15 protein-coding genes and 1 pseudogene are annotated in these 16,286 nt (G+C 60.0%); 4 read left to right on the forward strand and 12 right to left on the reverse strand.

Annotated elements, in window-relative coordinates; genetic code table 11:
* Positions 1-57 precede the first annotated feature (57 nt).
* Positions 58-843 carry a cyclase family protein gene (locus FHT76_RS36080; protein ID WP_183758607.1) on the reverse strand — a complete coding sequence of 262 codons (786 nt, stop codon included), beginning with the start codon at positions 841-843 and terminating at the stop codon, positions 58-60.
* Positions 844-1,173: 330 nt separating this feature from the next.
* On the opposite strand from FHT76_RS36080, the gene FHT76_RS36085 reads away from it, so the two are divergent.
* On the forward strand, positions 1,174-2,745 hold the full coding sequence (locus FHT76_RS36085; RefSeq protein ID WP_183758609.1) for an NAD(P)/FAD-dependent oxidoreductase: 1,572 nt from the start codon (positions 1,174-1,176) through the stop codon (positions 2,743-2,745).
* Positions 2,746-2,832: 87 nt separating this feature from the next.
* The gene (locus FHT76_RS36090) at positions 2,833-3,342 is read left to right on the forward strand and encodes a MarR family winged helix-turn-helix transcriptional regulator (RefSeq protein ID WP_183758611.1); all 510 of its coding nucleotides are present in this window, start codon (positions 2,833-2,835) and stop codon (positions 3,340-3,342) included.
* Positions 3,343-3,359: 17 nt separating this feature from the next.
* Here the strand turns inward: FHT76_RS36090 and FHT76_RS36095 are convergent, their stop codons facing one another.
* From FHT76_RS36095 to FHT76_RS36120, 6 genes are all read right to left on the reverse strand, one after another.
* Complete coding sequence (locus FHT76_RS36095; protein ID WP_183758613.1) at positions 3,360-4,034, reverse strand: amino acid ABC transporter permease; 675 nt, start codon at positions 4,032-4,034, stop codon at positions 3,360-3,362.
* 77 nt (positions 4,035-4,111) lie between these two features.
* A complete protein-coding gene (locus FHT76_RS36100; protein WP_183758615.1) occupies positions 4,112-4,909 on the reverse strand; it encodes an ABC transporter substrate-binding protein in 798 nt (265 codons plus the stop codon).
* Between the two features lie 80 nt (positions 4,910-4,989).
* Positions 4,990-6,198 carry a pyridoxal phosphate-dependent aminotransferase gene (locus tag FHT76_RS36105; RefSeq protein ID WP_183758617.1) on the reverse strand — a complete coding sequence of 403 codons (1,209 nt, stop codon included), beginning with the start codon at positions 6,196-6,198 and terminating at the stop codon, positions 4,990-4,992.
* A gap of 161 nt (positions 6,199-6,359) precedes the next feature.
* The gene (locus FHT76_RS36110; protein WP_183758619.1) at positions 6,360-7,643 is read right to left on the reverse strand and encodes a cysteine desulfurase-like protein; all 1,284 of its coding nucleotides are present in this window, start codon (positions 7,641-7,643) and stop codon (positions 6,360-6,362) included.
* Between the two features lie 118 nt (positions 7,644-7,761).
* On the reverse strand, positions 7,762-8,454 hold the full coding sequence (locus tag FHT76_RS36115) for a GntR family transcriptional regulator (RefSeq protein WP_183758621.1): 693 nt from the start codon (positions 8,452-8,454) through the stop codon (positions 7,762-7,764).
* Between the two features lie 93 nt (positions 8,455-8,547).
* Positions 8,548-9,639, reverse strand: a complete 1,092-nt coding sequence (locus FHT76_RS36120) for an LLM class flavin-dependent oxidoreductase (protein ID WP_183758697.1) — start codon at positions 9,637-9,639, stop codon at positions 8,548-8,550.
* 129 nt (positions 9,640-9,768) lie between these two features.
* Here FHT76_RS36120 and FHT76_RS36125 point away from each other — a divergent pair, with 129 nt between their 5' ends.
* Positions 9,769-10,536 (forward strand): HpcH/HpaI aldolase/citrate lyase family protein, encoded by a 768-nt coding sequence (locus FHT76_RS36125; protein ID WP_183758623.1) that lies wholly within the window; start codon positions 9,769-9,771, stop codon positions 10,534-10,536.
* An 81-nt stretch (positions 10,537-10,617) separates the two neighbouring features.
* Here the strand turns inward: FHT76_RS36125 and FHT76_RS36130 are convergent, their stop codons facing one another.
* Complete coding sequence (locus FHT76_RS36130) at positions 10,618-11,553, reverse strand: HEPN domain-containing protein (RefSeq protein WP_183758625.1); 936 nt, start codon at positions 11,551-11,553, stop codon at positions 10,618-10,620.
* Positions 11,554-11,725: 172 nt separating this feature from the next.
* Between FHT76_RS36130 and FHT76_RS36135 the strand changes: the two genes are divergently transcribed.
* The gene (locus FHT76_RS36135) at positions 11,726-12,466 is read left to right on the forward strand and encodes a tetratricopeptide repeat protein (RefSeq protein WP_183758627.1); all 741 of its coding nucleotides are present in this window, start codon (positions 11,726-11,728) and stop codon (positions 12,464-12,466) included.
* Positions 12,467-12,997: 531 nt separating this feature from the next.
* On the opposite strand, the pseudogene FHT76_RS36140 reads toward FHT76_RS36135, so the two are convergent.
* The 4 genes and pseudogenes from FHT76_RS36140 to FHT76_RS36155 form a co-directional block, all read right to left on the reverse strand.
* Positions 12,998-13,438: pseudogene (locus tag FHT76_RS36140) on the reverse strand (hypothetical protein); the annotation flags it as partial.
* A gap of 76 nt (positions 13,439-13,514) precedes the next feature.
* Entirely contained in the window at positions 13,515-14,393 is an 879-nt protein-coding gene (locus FHT76_RS36145) for an SIS domain-containing protein (protein ID WP_183758629.1), read from the reverse strand.
* Positions 14,394-14,484: 91 nt separating this feature from the next.
* A complete protein-coding gene (locus tag FHT76_RS36150) occupies positions 14,485-15,348 on the reverse strand; it encodes an MBL fold metallo-hydrolase (protein WP_183758631.1) in 864 nt (287 codons plus the stop codon).
* Positions 15,349-15,356: 8 nt separating this feature from the next.
* Entirely contained in the window at positions 15,357-16,286 is a 930-nt protein-coding gene (locus FHT76_RS36155; RefSeq protein WP_183758633.1) for a phosphoglycerate dehydrogenase, read from the reverse strand.

Here is a 16,286-nt window from a genome sequence, read left to right on the forward strand (position 1 = left end):
CTCGGCGCAGCCAGAAATGTCAAACGGGCCGGAGTCTGGCTCCGGCCCGCACGAGCTTTAAGTCGTGACAAGCGCCAGCGCGCGCACGGGTGAACCGGTGCCCTTGACGAGCTTCAGCGGAGCGGCAATCAGGACCGCACCTTTTGGCGGCAACTGGTCGAGCTGACAAAGGCTTGCAAGTCCGTAGCGGTTGGCCTTGTGCATCAGGTTGTGCGCGGGAAAGGGCGGGTTCATCCCACCGGCCGAGCCTGCATCGGTTCCGATCGTTTCCTGACCCCAGCCGATGATGTTCTTGGTCAAAAGGTATTCGATGGCCTCCGCCGTCGGGCCTGGGGAATGAGGTCCATTTTCATCGGCATTCAGGAACGTCTCGCTCGAGCCGTTGCGCTTGTACCAGTCGGTGCGCAGCAGCACCCAGCTGCCGGCTTCGATCTCGCCGTGCTCGGCTTCCCATTCCTTTATGCTCTCTACGGTGAGCAGATAGTCGGGGTTGGCGGCAGCTTCCTTCGAGCGGTCGATCACGTTGACGGGCGCGACGAAGTTCTGCGGCGCAATGGTGTCGGTCGTATTGTTCGGATTGTCCTTGCCAGTGATCCAGTGACAGGGCGCATCAAAATGCGTTCCGGTGTGCTCGCCGAGTTCCAGCCAGTTCCATGCCCAGAATGGCCCGTCCTGGTCATAGGCCGAAATGGTGTGGACCTTGACGTTCGGTGTGTTCTTGCCGAACTGCGGCGGCAGATAAAGCACCGGCGTGTCGGGTCCGAGTGGGGCAGTGAGATCAACGACCTTCACGGCGCCTGACACAAGTGCGGTTGCGAGGTTTGAAAGAGCTGTAGTCGACATTTCATGGTTCCCCTTGGCGAGATGCCAGCGCGACGGTGCAAAGGGCTTTGGAGGCTTCTTGTCTGTTGCCCGTGATGGCTGGATAAGGGGAGCGTATGTCACGAAATATGATATTGCAAGTATTTGGATGTTCCGAGAAGGTCCCGGGGCGCCGACAGGTCAACGGGGCTAAAACCGCAGTGACTTCACCTGAATATCAGACTTTCAATAGCAATCAGAGGTCTCCCGAGGACGTTGTTGGTGACCTCGAGGCTTTCCGGCCCTTGAACAGGTTCGTCTAAGATGTATGCATGTGCGAATAAAAAGGCAAAGTGAACGAGGGGTTCAAGCATGAGTTACGATGCAGTGGTGGTGGGCGCCGGTCACAATGGTCTTGCTGCGGCCGTCCACCTGGCGGCGAAGGGATGGAAAGTAGCGGTCGTCGAGGCCAAGGGAGAGCCGGGCGGAGCTGTGAAAACCCGCGAACTGACCGTCCCCGGCTTCCGTCACGACGTTGCAGCCATGAACCTGTCAATGTTTGCCGGTTCCCCCTTCTTTGCCGAACACAAGGAAGCACTGATCGCACACGGCCTTGATTTCGTGCCTGCGGCTGATTGTTTTGCGACAGTGTTTCGCGACGACACCTTTCTTGGCGTCAGTTCCGATCTTGAAAAGACCAGCGACGGTATTGCGGCCCTTTCGCCGGAAGACGCCCGAAGGTGGCGCGCGATGCTTGCCGAATTCGGATCAGACGCACCCCATATTTTTGCTCTTCTGGCGACCCCAATGCCGTCGTTGGCGGCATTGAGGGTTGTCTGGAAAGCATGGCGGCAGAAGGGAACCGGCTGGCTCTACGACACGCTCAGGCTTCTTTTCGCCTCGCCCCGAGATTTTCTGGATGGACGCTTCACGCATGCCAAGGTCAAGACGATGATGGCGGCGTGGGGCTTACATCTCGATTTCTCCCCCGATATCGCCGGCGGGGCCCTGTTCCCCTATCTTGAATCGATGGCAAACCAGGCTTTCGGCATGGTGATCGGCAAGGGCGGCGCCGACACGATGATCACAGCGATGACAGGACTTCTCCAGGAAAAAGGCGGAGAACTGATCCTTGATGCACCGGTCGACAGCATCAGCGTTTCATCGGGACGGGCAACCGGCGTGGTCCTGGCTGACGGGCGAACCCTCGAGGCGCGCAGGGCTGTCATCGCCAATGTTCATCCCAAGAACCTGTTTGGCCGGCTCGTTGCGTCAGACCCGGTGCGCGCCGAGTTCGATCGCAGGCTCGGAAAATTCCGCGAGGGGCCAGGCACGATGATGATCCACCTCGCGCTCGAAGGGTTGCCCGATTGGCGGGCGGGGGAAGAACTCAAGCGCTTTGCCTATGTGCACGTCGCCCCCGACCTGGAAATGATGTCGCGGGTCTATGCAGAGGCAGCGGCCGGATTACTTCCGACGGAACCCGCCCTCGTCGTCGGCCAGCCAACGGCAATCGATCCTACCCGGGCGCCGCACGGAAAGCATGTTCTTTGGTTGCAGGTGCGTGTCTTGCCGGCGAATTTCCATGGTGACGCCGCAGGCAACATCAGCGCCCGGAACTGGGATGAGGCAAAGGAAGCCTATTGTGAGCGTGTCCTCGACATTCTCGAGCGCTATGCGCCGGGCCTGCGTTCGAAGGTGCTCGGGCGCGCGATCTTCTCGCCGACTGACCTGGAGCGTGAGAACCCGAACCTGATCGGCGGCGATAATCTTTCGGGAAGTCATCATCTCGATCAGAATTTCATCTTCCGACCCGTTGCCGGATATTCGCGCTACGCCACGCCTGTGAGGTCGCTCTATATGTGTGGCGCCTCGACCTGGCCGGGCGCAGGAACGGGAGCAGGATCGGGCTTCATGCTTGCAAAAATGCTTTCCCGGTCGTAACGGCGACCGCCAAAGCAATTCCTTTGACATTTCAAATATTGGTGCCTAGACCAACGGGACTTATCCAGATGGTTCGGGCGGAGTGACATGGCAGACGCGGAGGTGGATACCGTCGACCTGGAGACAATTGTCCAGGGCGCGCATGAAAAGCAGGAGCTTCGGCTCTGGCTGCGGATGCTTTCCACAACGAAGCTGATCTCGCAGGAGGTTCGACGTCGCCTTCGAAACGAATTCAAGGCAACCCTTCCGCAGTTCGATCTGATGGCCCAGCTTTATCGCGAGCATGACGGATTGCGCCTTGGTGAATTGTCCAGGCGCACCATGGTGACGAACGGAAACGTGACCGGGCTGGTGGAGCGACTAGAGGCCGATGGCCTTGTCGTTCGTGAGACGCCGGACGACGATCGCCGCGTCACGGTCGCCAAGCTGACGCCCAAGGGCGATGAGCTTTTCACCACGATGGCAGCGGCTCACGAGAGCTGGCTGCGCGATATGATGGCCGATGTCGACCCTGCCGATATCAAGGCGCTCTGGTCGAGGATCGGCGCCGTCAAGGTTTCCGTCAGCAACCACCTTTCGGATCCCAACTTCGACTAGCAGGGCGTTTGCGGGGTTTAGCGGGTCTTTTCAGCCTTGAAGCGTTTTTCCAGCAGGCTGACGAGGCGCACCATCGGCCACAGGAAAAGGATGTAGACCAGCGCAGCACCGATCAGCGGCGTCGGGTTTGCGTAGAGCGCCTGTGCGTCTGTTGCTTCCTTGAGGAGTTCGGGAAGCGCCACTGTCGAGGCAAGCGACGTGTCCTTGAACATCGAAACGCAGTTGCTGGTGGTGGGGGGGATAACAATGCGCAGTGCCTGCGGCAGAATGACTTTGCGCAATGTCACGACAAAGGGAATGCCGAGAGCGGCCGCCGCCTCGAACTGCCCGCGTGGGACGCTTTCGATGCCGGAGCGGAAGATTTCCGCCGAATAGGCTGCCATGACGATCGAAAAGGCCAGAACCGCGGAGGCCCACGAGGAGAGGCGGATGCCGAGGAACGGCAGCGCGTAATAGATCAGGATAAGGACCACAAGCACCGGAACTGCGCGGAAGACGTCGATGTAGATCGTCGTCAGCAGGCGCAGCGGCTTTGGCGCATAGAGGCGGATCAGGCTTACGATGAGGCCGGCCGGAACGCCGACGGCAATCGCGAGAAGACCGAGCAGGAGCGTGTTCCAGAGACCGCGAAGAAGTGCCGGCAGGCTGGACATCAGGACATCGGAGTTGAAGAAGGTCTCGACCAGCGACATGGGCATTCCTTGCAGGTACGGGGTAGGCATCACGCCGGCCAGGGGCCGGCATGACAGATCCAAACTCGGTTGCGAGCTTATGCCTTCGGGATCGGCAGTTCGGTGATCGTTGACGAGCCGGCCGGTGCGTCGCTGCCGAACCACTTCTTGTGGATCTTGGCGAGCGTGCCGTCCTTCTTCATTTCGGTGATGGCGCCATTGATCTTCTCAAGCAGAGGATGATCCTTGGACATCATCAGGCCGTACTGTTCGCCGGTCTTGATGCGATCCTTGATGGCAAAGCCCTTCATCTTGACGAAGAGATACTCCATGCCCGGGATGTCGCTGACAACAGCGTCCACACGGCCGGCCCCGAGGTCAAGGAACATTTCCTGCTGGGCGTTGTAGCCCTTGACGTCGGCAAAGCCGTTGGCTGCCGTATTATCCTTGACCCACTTGTCGCCGGTCGAGCCGGAGAGCACGCCGATTGTTTTTCCCTTGAGATCGGAAAGACCCTTGATGGCGCTGTCTGCCTTTGTGGCCACACCCATGTCGGAGTCGTAGTAAGGCTGGGTGAAGGACTGAGATTTCAGACGATCAGGGGTGATGGTGATCGAGGAGATCGCCACGTCGATGCGCTTGGAGGTCGTGCCTGCAAACAGTGCCTGGAAGCCGTAGTCGGCGATTTCGGGCTTCAGGCCAACACGCTTGGCAGCTTCGGTGACGATATCGACCTCGAAGCCTTCGAAGGCGCCGCTGTCGTTCTTGTATTCGAAGGGCGGATTGCTCGGGTAGGAACCGACATTGAGGACATCGGCGGCATAGGCGGTGGAGGCTCCGGCGGCAAGGCCGATGGCGGCCGCAAGGGCCAACAGGTTACGACGGGTCAGGCTCATTTTTATCTCCCTCTGGTTTATTGGCCTGCGCCGGGTTTTTGCCGGCGCCGGTGTATCCCGTTCCGCCCTGGGGCGGAGCGTCATTTCATCGCGTCGACCATGCGATCGAGCGCAATCCTTATCTGTTCGATGTCGCGGAATACGCACATGCGCAGGAATGCCGCGGAGGAATTGCCGAAGAGATGGCCCGGCGCCAGGCCGACACGGGCCTTTTCAAGAATGTCGGCACAGGCCTCGCGCGCGTCGGCGCGGCCCTTAAGGGCAAAGAAGGCATACATGCCACCCCGCGGCTTGTCGGGGAGGATCATGCCAGGGATCCTCGCGAGCCGTTCGTAGGCAAGGTCGAGGCCGGCCTTTGCCTTGTTGCGGATTTCCGCCACGAGCGGTTCACCTTTGGTCAGGGCGGCAACGGCGCCAGCCTGGATCATGCCTGCAGTACCGCTGTTCATATACTGCGTCATGGCCGCAAGCTGATCGGCGATGCCGGACGGATGAGACAGCCAGCCGATCCGCCAGCCGGTCATCGCCCAGGCCTTGGAGAAGCTGTTGATCGAGATCACACGATCGGTGTCGTCGGCTATCTGGAGGATCGAAGGTGCAACGTTGCCCTCGAAATAGAGGCGACCGTAGACTTCGTCGGATATGATCCAGATGCCGGTACGCCGGCTGAACTCGAGGAGCGCCTGCATCTCTTCTGCGCTTGCCGTCCAGCCGGTGGGATTGGACGGGGTCGACAGGAAGATGGCTCGCGTACGCGCATCGCAAGCGGCAAACAGCTTGTCGAGGTCGAGGCGCCAATCGGTATCGAAGTCAAGCGAAACGGGGCGGGGCTCGCCGCCGATCAGATGGATCGCATTGTGGATGTTCGGCCATTGCGGCGCGACGTATACGACATTGGTTCCGATGTCGACGAGAAGCTGCAGGGCGATGTAGAGCGCCTGCATGCCGCTCGGCGCCACGGTCGTCCGTTCGATTGCGATCGGTCGGTCGTGCAGGTCGGACTGATAGCGGCTGAGGGCCTGGTTCAGGGCGTCGAGCCCGCGCATGTTCGGGATGTAGAATGTCTGTCCTTCGTCCAGCGCCGCCTTGGAGGCCTCGCGGATGAAGGCCGGCGTCACCAGATCACCTTCGCCGTACCAGAGCGGGATGACATCTCCGAGTTCGCGGGCCCGCATCGCCAGGGCTGCGATGTTATCCGTTCTGAGATCGCGGATTTGCGCGCGGATGCCATCGAAGGCGTGGCGGGCCTTTTTCGTTTCCGCGGAGAGTGGTGATGACCAAAAAGACAAGGATCAGTCCTTACATGTCTGGCCTAGCGCCTGCAGCTTGAAGCGAGGCCAGCGCCTGGCGGGAGAACGTTATTCGAAGTCGGGCGCAATTCAAGGGAAATTTTAAGTTTCAAAGGTCTCGTAGCGCCCGAGACAGTTTTGCCGCGAGCGGCTGCCCGCCGCTAGGCTTTTCGTTTTGCAAGAATCTCGCCAAGCACCCTGTCGAACCGTGCGATTTCCTCTGGCTTGTTGTAGTGAACGAGCGAGACGCGAACAGCGCCGTGCTCCATCGACAAGCCAAGCCGTTTCATCAGTCGGGGCGCAAACATGTGACCATCACGCAAGCCGATGCCGGCCTCTCCCATATCCGCTGCGATCTGCTGTGGCGTGACACCTGGAATGTTGAAGCAGATGGTTGGAACGCGGTCTGAAAGCCGGGCTTCGTCAGACACCCCGTAGATGACTGCGCCGTGTTTTTTAAGAACGCCGATCATGTCGCGAGACAGCGTCAATTCATAGTCGCGGATCGCGCCCATCGCTGCCGCCAGCGCCTCGCGGCGCGAATGACCGGCGCCGGCCAGGAAGCGGCGACCGAGCGCCTCGAGGTATTTCACGGCAGCATTCATGCCTGCGACGTTCTCGTAAGTGAACGTCCCGACTTCGATCTTGTAGGGCGGCACATCGGGGATGAAGTCTTCCTTGAACGTCGGAAGCCTGCAGAGCGCGTCGTAGCGTCCCCAGAGGAAGCCCATATGCGGGGAGAAATTCTTGTATCCGGAACAGACCAGATAATCGCAATCCCACGCCTGTACATCAATGAGGCCGTGCGGACCGTAGTGGACGCAATCGAGAAACACCTCCGCGCCGACGGCATGTGCGAGTTTCCCCACGGCTTCAACGTCGACGATAGTACCGATTGAATGGGCCGTGACCGTACACGCGACGAGACGCGTCTTGTCGTTGAGGAGCGGCTTCAGATCCTCAACGTGCAGAGTGCCGTCGTCGCGCATCCGCCACCAGACGACCTTGGCTCCGTCCGCCTCAAGCGCAAGCCAAGTGGCTATGTTGGCGTCGTGGTCCATGTCGGTGACGACGATCTCGTTGCGGTCGCCGAGCATCTTGGCAATGCCGAGGCTGACAAGCCGGATGAAGGAGGTCGCGTTGAGGCCGAAGGAGATTTCTTCCGGGCGATAGGCGTTGACGAGGAGTGCCACAGTTTCGCGTGCCTCGTCGAGATTGCGATCTACGCCCTGGCTGTGCCGGTAATTGGCCATCCGCTGGACGTTGAAGTCGACAAGATGGGTCGCTACCGCGTCAACGACGGCCTGTGGGACCTGCGCGCCACCGGCATTGTCGAGGAAAATGAAGTCGCCGGCCTTCTGAATGGCCGGGAACATTGCGCGGATTTCGTCGACCGGGAAGCCATTCTGGCCAGTAACCTTCAATGGGGATGCCGATAGGCTCATAATTGCTCCTGCAATTGACTGTTCCGCATGGCCGTCTTCGTCACCGCGGCCTGTTTTGATCATTTGATCACAAACAATTTTAGAGTTCAACTAATTTCGGAGCTCCACATGTCAACCGTCAGCGAGCGTTCCAGCCGCCCTTGCCACCGCAATAGCTCCGCAGCGTCTCGTGCGTGTGCCGGATGTCGTTGCCGATAGCCTCGCGGGCCGCGGCAAAGTCCTGAGCCTTGATCGCTTTTATGATGACATCGTGCAGACCCGCCGGATCGAGCTCACCCTTGTCGATGAGCGGCGCTACCACGCCCGACAGCAGCCGCATATAGGGTCCGAGACGGAGCCAGAGCGTATCGATCAGCTGCAATAGGACCTCCGATCCCGAGGCCCGGTAGATAGTGAAATGGAACCGCTGGTTCATCTCGATGAGTTCGTAGACGTTCTCACGGGCTGTCGCATGCTGCTGCTCGACGATTAATTCAAGCTGCGCGATATCGGCAGCTGTCAGACGTGGACCACCGAGTTCGGTGGCGAGGCCCTCGACGGCGATCCGGGCGCGGGCAAGATCATCCAGCCGGGCGGCGGTCACCGGTGGAATTCGCGCCGAACCGTTCGGGGCAACCTCGACAGCATTTTCGGCTGCCAGCCGGCGCAACGCTTCACGAACCGGCATGTTGCTGGTGCCGAATGTTTCTGCGAGCGAGGCAATCGTCAGCGTCTGTCCGGGATCAAATCGGCCAACCATGAGGGCATTGCGCAGCTGTTGGTAAACTGCCTCCTGGATCGTCGTCCGCGATGAAACAGGGCCAAGGGCCATTCGTACTATCCTATTCTTCCTGCGATGGAGTTTCGAGCCGGAGAGGTCGATTCAATCTGCGCGTTGAGCCGGTCTTCAAGCGCCTCTGATCGGTCACTGTCTGTAGCCGGCTCCTATCAGAAGCGGGAGGACGCGATCGCAGAAGAAGGGTAGCTCCTGCGTATAGTTGACGAATGAAAGCGCGATGCCGGCGTAACCTTGCCGTGAGATCGCAATCATCTCTTCGGCGATGCGCTCCGGTGTTCCGACCAGCGGATAGCTGCCGGCACCGCCGGCAAAGCGCTGGCGATAGCGATCGTAAGCCTCGCGATCATGCGATTGCGAGAATTCCTTCTTGCCAGCCATGTGGGTGTCGACCGCCTCGTGGTCGGCCATAGCGACGGCATAGCGATGATAGTAGTCCTCAGCCTCGGTCTGGGTTTGCCGGCAGACGACGTGGCACACGGTATAGACGCCGACCTCGCGGTGGTGCTGCTGGGCGCGGTCGCGGATGTCGGCCACATGTTTTCCTGCTTCGTTGATCTCCGAGAAGGTCGTAAACAGGTAGTCGCAGTTCCTCGCTGCAAAATCCCGACCCGGTCCGCCGAACGCTGCGTTCATCGTGACCGGACGCGGCGTTTGCAAGCTGGCTGGACGGCTGATGGCCTCCTTCAGTTTGTAATAGGTGCCATCGTAGTCGAACGGTATATCCGACGTATAGGCACGCTCCAGCACCTGAAGCCACTCCTCCGCCTGGTCATATCCCTTCTCGACCAGCGACGTGCCGAACATGGCAAACTCCTTTGGATTCCATCCGCAGACAATATTCAGCCCGGCCCGGCCATTGCTGACGTGGTCGACCGTTGCCAGCGCCTTTGCCGCATAGAGCGGGTGGACAAGCGGCACATGCACCGTCATGAACAGCCCGATCTGCTTGGTGGAAGCCGCAAGGGCGGCTGCCCAGGTGAACGTCTCGAAAGACCATTCGCGCACCCGGTTCTTGCCCCCGAACCCGCGCCAGCGGGCGATTGGAAGCAGGAACTCCAAACCGGTGCGATCGGCGATCTGTGCGGCGGTGAGGTTGTCGGCCCAGCTGGCAGTCCAGCGCTCCGGGACGTCCGTGATCGCAAGGCCGCCATCCGCGTTTGCGGAGAAAACGCCGAGCTTGAGGCGGTTTGCCCCTTTGAGCGGATGCTGCTTCACGATGGTCCTCCCTCTGTCCACGCAGCTTTTGCGCTGCCTGGCTCTCAGCTTGACCATGTTTTAAGCTTGAGAGCAAATTGCTTTATGTCTAAACCTTTTTTGGACCTTGGATTCTGGATGGGAGATGCTCAGATGGATGATTTTCGCACGAAGTGTCTCGAACGCGCGCTGCTCGTCGGCACCTTTTCGGCGATCCCGCATCCCGTCGCCGTCGAGGTGATGGCGCAGTCCCAACCAGATTTCATCTGCATTGATTGGGAGCATGCCCAGATCGGACGCGAGCGCATCGAGGATCTCGTGCGTGCGGCGGATGTGCATTCGGTAAAGGCGATGGTGCGTGTTCCCGGCCACGCGCCTGAAGCGATCGCGGCCGTCCTCGATGCCGGCGCGGGCGGCGTCCTCGTTCCGAGAGTTTCGACCGCCGAGCAGGCAAGGGCCGCCGTCTCTGCCACTCGCTACCCGCCGATCGGCAGCCGCGGCGTTGGCCCCGGCCGGGCGGCGGGTTACGGCTACCGTATTCCGGACTATCTGGCGAAGGCCAACGACATGCTCGTACTGGCGATCCAGGTCGAGACCGCCGAGGGATTGGCCAACATCAAGGAGATCGTTGCCGTTGAAGGCGTGGATCTGATCTTCATCGGTCCTGGAGATTTATCGGTCTCTATCGATGCCATGGGCCCGGCCGGCCAGGACAAGCTGGACCGTGCGATCAGGACGATCACGTCAGCGGCTTTGAACGCGGGTCGCGCCGTTGGCATCTTCCGCCCGTCGCCCGCCGATGTCGGCAGATGGCGCGGAGCAGGGATCAGCTTCTTTGTCCTCGCCAGTGACACCATGTTTCTCGGTGCGGCGGTTCTTGATAGTCTGGATGCAGCCCGCAAGGCCGGCTCGTCGAGCTGACGACACGCGTGGTTACAGGCTTCCCTTGCTCGACATGCTGGGTCTCTTCGGCCGCAGCGCCATACGCGGCCTGGGAGGCAACTATAAGGCAAGCCGTTCTCTGCAGATTGTTTCCACCCGTGTCTGCAAGACCTTGACGCGCTCAACCAGCCAGGCGAGTTCCTCGTTGGTGATTGTGTATTTCGAGGAATATCGGGCTTCCACATAGGCCCGCGCCAGCAATTCGAAGCAGCGCCGTGAAAACCGGCTGTCGCGCGGCCAAGCCTCTACCAGCCTGAGATCTATCCCCTCGGCCTGAGAGCGAAGAACCTTCAGACGATGGGATTTGGGGCTGTAGAGCGTCAGCGTCAGCAGGATACTATGGTACGATTTCTCAGTCGCTTGATGAAGATTAAAGGCGGCATGACGCGGTACACCGTCGGCCATGCTGGTTTCGGCGAGCTTGACCGAATGCCGAGCTAGCTCGAACCATTCGTTGAAATACTGGCTTGCTTCATAGTGTTGCTCCTCCGCCGTCAGAGGCTTCGGCTGCGCCAGCGAATGACCGGGCTGCTGGTAGAGGACAACGCCGTCCCTGGCGATGTCGACGAAGAAAGGCCGGCCGCGGGAGAGCTGGTCATTGACATCGGCCAGCGTGTGGATGATCGGCACGACCGGTGTTTCGATACGATGCGCGATCTGCTCCTTTAAAAGCTGCTCTTCAATGCCTTCCCAGAGCTCCTGCTCCTCTGCAAAGGAATTGCTATTGACGACAATCAGGAGGTCGTAGTCGGAACGGTAGCCACTCAGGTGATCCTCGACCCAGTCGCCACGGGCGTACGAGCCGTAGAGCAGGACCATCAGGATCTTGCCGGTCTGGCGCCTGGCCGACAATTTGCTCGCCCGGAAGCGCTCGACCTCGGCAAACAGGATCTGGAGGATGCGCGCCAGTTCGCGCCGCTTCCTGTCCGGCAGATGTTCGATATGGTCGGTCAGGGTCAAAGCTGCGTCAAAGCCTTCAGTCAGAATCGTATCCATCGTAGCGGCTCCGTTACGATTGCGCACTCAAACCTTTTACGAGATTGTCGTTACAAATGCAATCTTAGGATGCGCATGCTATGCGGGACATCCGCATGCGAGCAGGCGAGTAGCCATTCGGTCCGAGTAGGTTTCGGCTATCGACTTATCTGGTCTGGACGCATACGACTTCGTGTTGAGAGCGTTCCCGCTCGTCTGGTCGCTTGACAAGGATCAGAACGAAACGGCCCGCTCGCTTCTCACTCAAGCGCTTGCCCATGACGTTGACTATCCCTTCGCTCTGTCGTTGCTCGCATGGTGCCACGCGCAACGCGCCGTGTATGGTTGGACCGACGCTCCAGGCCGTGACCGGGATGAGGCCTTGTGCCTTGCACAGCGCGCTGCCTCGCTCAGCCACGATGACCCGATGGTTCTCGCGATCCTTGGAGCGGCGCATTCGTTTGCACGGGACTTCGACGTGGCAGAGACACACCTTGAGCGAGCGCGTTCGCTCGATCCGAATTCAGCCTGGGCCTGGCTGCGTAGCGGTTGGCTTGATGTGTATCGCGAACGCTCCGCGTCCGCGCTCGGACATTTTGCGCGGTTCCGTCGGCTGAGCCCGCTCGATCCGATCGCCTATATGGCGGACGTCGGCGTCGGCGCCGCCCATTTCGTTGACGGGCGATACGACGATGCGATTACCTGGATCCAAAGAGGCCTTAGCCAGCAGCCTGACGCGAGTTGGGCTCTGCGGTGGCTCGTCAGCGCCTATGTCCACGCCGGCAGATTGGATGAGGCACGACGTGCCTGCCTTCGATTGCGAGAGAGCCATCCCGACCTTACGCTTGCCAAAGTCAGGGTTACATGGTGGCCCTCTGCTATTATGGCCCGTATCTTATCGGGTCTGCGTGACGCTGGCTTGCCCGAAGGCTGACTGGATCGGCTCAACCAAAGTCTTCACCGAGATCGACAAACTTCATCGAAGGTCATGAATCCCCCAGTGCTTGAGAGCTCCTGCCACGCAAGATGCCATTGAAGCGCATGGCCAAGCCACGCATGACGGCGAACGCTCGAGACTGAATGCATTGACCTTTCTGGCCTGAGGATCTGTGAGCAGGTCGGGCGGTTTTATGCGCGAAGCTGCAGCCACCACAGACGAGAATGGACTCCATCGATCTCTACCGGCACGGACGGGCATCGCTCAAACTTCGGTGCCCAGGCTTCGCGTCTGGGAGGGCCAGCAGGCCAAGTTAGAGAATCGTTTGCGGCCAAAGACTGATACAACCCAGCCCGAGGTCACTCGAAACGCTTGAGGATCTCACGAGCCTGAAGGTCGCGATCATTCATTAGATCGACCAGATCGGTTGCCTCTCCCCGTGTTAGGGCATCAAGGGGAACCTCGCGGACGACCACCGCCCAGCCCGTAAAAGAATCGATTACCGACCATAACCCGTCAAAGGCGCCGGATGGCCTTTGCCTGATCGAGTACCGCCGGGCTGACCTCGCCCGTTTTGCTTGCCGAAGCCAGTGCATCCTCCAGTGCCTCATCGCCGAGGATCGGATCATCTTCGGATGGCTCGACGCCGTTGTCGATTTCATATCGGGCGTAGGCCACCGCGTAGGCTGCAATCGCAGTCAAGCGCGGGTCCGAGCTGTTCAAGTAGGCTCTGTAGTTGCGCTTTAGCGAGTTCAAGCCAGCAAGCTGCGCAGACGCGTTCTTCTCCTTAGTGACGGTGACGCTCTTGTCAGTTTTCGCGAAATGCGACTTGTCGCCCGCCTCGCTGGACTTGCCCTTCGTGCTCTGCTGTGTTTTTGGGCTGCCATGGCTTGAGTTGCCGCCTCGGGCCCCATTGTTGCTATGCGTGCCATTGTTGCTGTGCGAGCCGCTGTTGCCATGGCTGTCGCCCTCCTTCCAAGAGCGCCCAAAGCACCGTTAAATCCAGCCGCGAGACGGGACTATTTTCTCGAAACCGTGTCTAGCGCTAGATAGGCTGCATTTTGCGCATATCACTTAATTGCCGCTTCATCTGATGAATACGTGCCTGATCATCCGACGGGCGGCGCATCGCGACGCTGGTCGACAATATGTCGATGACCACAAGTGCGGCGATCCGAGAGATCGTCGGCGTATACATGTTAGTGTTCTCGAGTGTTTCGACGATCAGCGAAACGTCGCAGTAATTAGTGAGCGGCGATTCCGATCCGGTTAGACAGATCACTGAGGCCCCGTTTTCCCGAGCGATGCGGGCGATCTCGATGATCGAGCGCGTGGTGCCTGTATTAGAGATCACGAAAGCCACCTCGCCCGGATTCATCATCGAGGCGACCATCAGCTGCTGGTGGGAGTCCAGTTCCGCGCCGCACGGCACGCCGAACAGAGGGAATTTCTGCTGGGCGTCGCGGGCGACGATACCCGAGGCGCCGAAACCGAAAAACACGATCGAGCGGGCATTCGAGAGGATTTCGATCGCCTTATGCAGTGCCGCCTTGTCCAGCCGGGTTCGCGCCCAGTCGAGGCTCGTCATCGTGTAGTCGAATATCTTTTCGGCGACGATTTCAGGCTCGTCGGTGTCGAGCAGGACCGAATGCGTTGCCGGTGTCCCAAGCGCGAGGCTCTGGGCCAATCTGATCTTGAAATCCTGAAATCCGCTGCAGCCGATCGCCGTCGCAAAGCGCAGCACGGTCGGCTGGCTGACCTCCGCAAGCGCTGCCGTTTCACCAACTGTCGCGTTCATGATGCGGCGGGGATCGTCAAGCACCACGTCCGCGACCTTTCGATCCGACTTGCGCAATTCCGAACGCATCGTCCTGATGATTTCGATAATGTTCCGGCCGCTGTTGGTCCGGATGTCGCTATCCATTCGGATCGCCTTTCCTGCATGTCTGACGCAAGGCTAGAAGCTTCAATCTTCCAGAGCAAGACCGCCCCCGCCAGAACAGAGGCGCTTCATTTCATTCCGCGCGCCACGACAGGCTCAGTCCCGTTTGAGCGCGATGAATTCTTAGGTCGGCGGTCGACGCAATCGCGGCATCGATCGTTTCCGGCTCTTCGGTATTGAAAGCGAAGAGGCCATAGTGATGGGCCACCATATCCCGGGCGCCGATCCGCCGGGTAACGCCGATTGCCTCGTGCAGCGAAAAATTTCCGGCCACGCCGTTTTGCGACAGCTCGGGGCGCCGCCCATTGACGGGCAGCAAGGTTATATCCGGCCGATGCGCCAAGACGTCACGCTCGAGGCCAGGGAAAGGAATACAATCGCCGGAGTGCCACAGGCGAACGGCATCCGCCGCTATGACATAGCCGAGGAAACGGCAGTCTCCCGCAGCGTCGATTTCCATCGCTTCGTGCGCAGAGGCGGTCGGCAGGATCGTAAGCTCGGGGAGGGGCGACACGGTCTCACCGGCATTGGTCAGAACAATCCGGGATTCGGCCACGCAGGAACGATCGATCGCTTGCTGGCGCATCGCCCGCGGGGCGAGCAAACCCGCAGACGGGTTTTTCTCCAGCAAGGGCTTGAGCGTCCCCGGGTCCATATGATCGGTATGCGCATGCGTGCAAAGCACTAGATCGACAAACGCGATTTCATCGGCTGAAACCGGCGGCGGCATCATCCTCTCGTGCGGGCGCTCGGTGCCTCTATATTTTTCCGCCAGCGTGTCCGACAGATACGGATCGATCACCAGTCTGCGGCCGTCGATATCGATGACGAAACCCGCCTGTCCCAGCCAGTACAGCCGGAGACCCTTTGCCGGCGGCTTGCTTAGATAGTCTGCCAGCGGGGCGCTGAAAGTAGTTTCTTCAAGGCGTCCGGTCATGGCCGATCTCAGGCCTTCAACGCGAAGAGCAGGTTGTTTGCCGCGATACGCGTGGCACGATCGACGCTCTCTGCTGTAAAGCCGCCGATATGGCTCGTTGCGATGACGTGCTGGTGCGAGGCAAGCGACAGCGAGAGCGGCGGCTCCTGTTCAAACACATCCGTCGCATAGCTGCCGATCTGTCCGGCATCCAGCGCCTCGATCAAGGCGTCCTCATCGACGAGGCGGGCGCGGGCCGTGTTGATCAGGACCTGACCGTGCTTGCTCGAAAAAATCCGGTTCCGATCGAGGAATGTCGAGCCGTCACGCGGGAGCGGGCAGTGAAGGGAGACGATATCGGCCTTCGCGATGATTTCATCGACCTCGGCATAGGCAAAAGCCTGGGACGGCAGGTCCAGGTTGGGCCGGGCCGGGTCGAAGGCGATGACGCGGGCGCCAAGGGCAATGACCATTCTGGCAACTTCGCGGCCGATCGCCCCGCAGCCGATGATGCCGACGGTCCGTTCATGGATTTCCGCGCCGCGCATCCGCGGCCAGCCACCGGACTTGATGCCTGCATCCGAGAGCGGAATTGACCGGAGAGCGCTGAAGATCAGGCCGATCGTCAACTCCGCCACGCCCATCGAATTGGCACCTTCGGCAATCATGATCTGCACGCCACGCTCGTTGAGAACGTCGAGCGGAAGGTTGTCGACGCCCACGCCGTTACGGCTGATGACCTTGAGATTTTCCGCAGCCTCGATGATTCTCGGCGTCACCGGTTCGACGCCGGCCAGCCAGCCGACGCAGCCCGGCACCAGATTGATCAGCTCTTCCTCGGTGGGCATGGCGCCGGCAGTCGAATAGACGATTTCAAACCCGCTTTCCTTCAGCTTCTCGACCTCCGGGTGCGGTTCTGCGGTCAGCGATCGCGGGGTCACAAGGATGCGCTGGTTCAT

Source organism: Rhizobium sp. BK176, from assembly GCF_024808055.1.

Coding starts and splice junctions, on each gene's coding strand:
- FHT76_RS36085 (WP_183758609.1), top strand. CDS start 1,174: ATGAGTTACGATGCAGTGGTGGTGGGCGCCGGTCACAATGGTCTTGCT.
- FHT76_RS36125 (WP_183758623.1), top strand. CDS start 9,769: ATGGATGATTTTCGCACGAAGTGTCTCGAACGCGCGCTGCTCGTCGGC.
- FHT76_RS36110 (WP_183758619.1), bottom strand. CDS start 7,643: ATGAGCCTATCGGCATCCCCATTGAAGGTTACTGGCCAGAATGGCTTC.
- FHT76_RS36100 (WP_183758615.1), bottom strand. CDS start 4,909: ATGAGCCTGACCCGTCGTAACCTGTTGGCCCTTGCGGCCGCCATCGGC.
- FHT76_RS36115 (WP_183758621.1), bottom strand. CDS start 8,454: ATGGCCCTTGGCCCTGTTTCATCGCGGACGACGATCCAGGAGGCAGTT.
- FHT76_RS36090 (WP_183758611.1), top strand. CDS start 2,833: ATGGCAGACGCGGAGGTGGATACCGTCGACCTGGAGACAATTGTCCAG.
- FHT76_RS36150 (WP_183758631.1), bottom strand. CDS start 15,348: ATGACCGGACGCCTTGAAGAAACTACTTTCAGCGCCCCGCTGGCAGAC.
- FHT76_RS36145 (WP_183758629.1), bottom strand. CDS start 14,393: ATGGATAGCGACATCCGGACCAACAGCGGCCGGAACATTATCGAAATC.
- FHT76_RS36155 (WP_183758633.1), bottom strand. CDS start 16,286: ATGAACCAGCGCATCCTTGTGACCCCGCGATCGCTGACCGCAGAACCG.
- FHT76_RS36080 (WP_183758607.1), bottom strand. CDS start 843: ATGTCGACTACAGCTCTTTCAAACCTCGCAACCGCACTTGTGTCAGGC.
- FHT76_RS36130 (WP_183758625.1), bottom strand. CDS start 11,553: ATGGATACGATTCTGACTGAAGGCTTTGACGCAGCTTTGACCCTGACC.
- FHT76_RS36095 (WP_183758613.1), bottom strand. CDS start 4,034: ATGTCGCTGGTCGAGACCTTCTTCAACTCCGATGTCCTGATGTCCAGC.